Here is a 1550-nt window from a genome sequence, read left to right as displayed (position 1 = left end):
TTTATCTCGCCAGGAATACAAGGTGGATAGGTTTATGTTTTCCTGGGCTGAAAACGTTCTTAATGATAACCCACTTTCAAGCCACTTCTTAACAATGGCTTCTTTAAACTCTTTTGAATAATGCTTCACTCATATTCTCTTACCGCCTCCTATTCAATTATTAAAAATTAACAGAGGCGACAACTATCCTGACACAGGGGGCGAGCGCCTCAGTCATCGTTTCATCAAGCGCCCAACCAACAATGCAACGTGAATATAAATCCATCACAGTAGCCAGATAAAGCCATTTATCCTTAACCCAGATATAAGTGATATCTGTCGTCCACTTTTCATTTGGATGTTTAGCGTTAAAGTCACGCCATAGAATATTTTCAGACACGTTTACCATCGTAAGGCTATGGCGGCTGTATTTAAAACCCTTACCGTTACGCGCCCTAATGCCTTGAGACTTCATAATGTTAGCAATGTAATTCTCTGAACAAGGGTAACCAAGATCGTTTAACTCTTTCGCTATTCTTCTCGATCCATAGCCAGCTTGCGTATTCCGGCGTATCTGATCATCAATTCTGGTATCTGATCACTGATTCTGGAAATCCAGAAAAAGTGATCGAATAAAACCAGAATCAATGGTCGAAAAGTTCCAGAAATGATGATCGGTTAAAACCAGAATGAGTGATCGGAATGGGCCAGAATCTGCAGCCAGCTTCAAAGTCTTCATAGGTATCCAACACTTTAGCTGTCATTAGTTGTCGACGTTTATCGCGGTCACAGATAGAACCCTTGCACCAATTAGCGTAACCAGTGCGTGAGACACGCATAACCCGGCACATTAAAGCCTTGGAATGCTGCTCTTCATACTCTTTGATAATGGCGTACTTCACTCTTGGTTTCTGGCGAAGTACGCCGCAGCCTTTTTTAGGAAATCCATTTCTTCTTGAAGCTGTTTATTCTCTCGCCTTAAACGACGAAGTTCTTCACTCTCATTTTTTGAGTAATCGACGCCATTAACAGAGTTGAATTGTTTATCAGATAAGCGCATAAATTGACGCTTCCAGTTCGCGATTTGTTGGGAGCTAATTCCAAGTTCTTTAGCAACTTGAGCTTGAGTGACGCCCGGTTTTTCGCAGCGTTTCACTGCTTCTTTTCGGAATTCTTCAGAGTAAGCTTGAGTTTTTTTACGTGCCATGAGCACCTCCACATAAGGTCTATATAACTATAGTAGGGTGTACACTAATTGTTGGGCACTCGGAAACCTAGACATAATGACTCCCCACGTCCCAAAAGAGTGCTGACCTCCTATCGTGGGTTAGCAAAGCCAGAGCCATAATATATGTGTCATACCATATAAGCGGAGGCCAGCACCATGAAAAACAATACCATAATTTTTGTCGGATTGGACACCCATAAGGAGTTCACCGAAGTCGCATATTGCGAAGATCAACGAGGCTCAGAAGTAAAACATCTTGGAAGAGTTTCTTCAGCCAAAGTATCACTTACCAAGATGGCAAGACAGTTTGAAAGCAAATACCCGCAGGCTACCCTGCATTTTG

4 protein-coding genes and 1 pseudogene are annotated in these 1550 nt (G+C 42.3%); 1 reads left to right on the top strand and 4 read right to left on the bottom strand.

Features of this window, described 5'->3' with window-relative positions; all coding sequences use genetic code 11:
* From A3735_RS32645 to A3735_RS19970, 4 genes are all read right to left on the bottom strand, one after another.
* On the bottom strand, positions 1–129 hold a 129-nt coding region (locus A3735_RS32645), incomplete at its 3' end, for a transposase (protein WP_156491860.1).
* A gap of 31 nt (positions 130–160) precedes the next feature.
* Entirely contained in the window at positions 161–553 is a 393-nt protein-coding gene (locus A3735_RS19980; protein WP_255375183.1) for a DDE-type integrase/transposase/recombinase, read from the bottom strand.
* Between the two features lie 70 nt (positions 554–623).
* Positions 624–881 carry a hypothetical protein gene (locus A3735_RS19975; RefSeq protein ID WP_068553031.1) on the bottom strand — a complete coding sequence of 86 codons (258 nt, stop codon included), beginning with the start codon at positions 879–881 and terminating at the stop codon, positions 624–626.
* Positions 878–1186 carry a transposase gene (locus A3735_RS19970; RefSeq protein ID WP_068553100.1) on the bottom strand — a complete coding sequence of 103 codons (309 nt, stop codon included), beginning with the start codon at positions 1184–1186 and terminating at the stop codon, positions 878–880. The genes A3735_RS19975 and A3735_RS19970 overlap by 4 nt, the downstream gene beginning before the upstream one ends.
* A gap of 177 nt (positions 1187–1363) precedes the next feature.
* On the opposite strand from A3735_RS19970, the pseudogene A3735_RS19965 reads away from it, so the two are divergent.
* Positions 1364–1550: pseudogene (locus tag A3735_RS19965) on the top strand (IS110 family transposase); the annotation flags it as partial.

It is taken from the genome of Oleiphilus sp. HI0061 (assembly GCF_001635675.1).
The sequence above is the reverse complement of the archived record's forward strand: the minus strand, read 5'-3'. Positions and strand labels throughout refer to the sequence as shown.

What these genes read in the sequence shown, in the direction of transcription:
- A3735_RS19970 (WP_068553100.1), bottom strand. Translation starts at nt 1,186, where the DNA reads ATGGCACGTAAAAAAACTCAAGCTTACTCTGAAGAATTCCGAAAAGAA.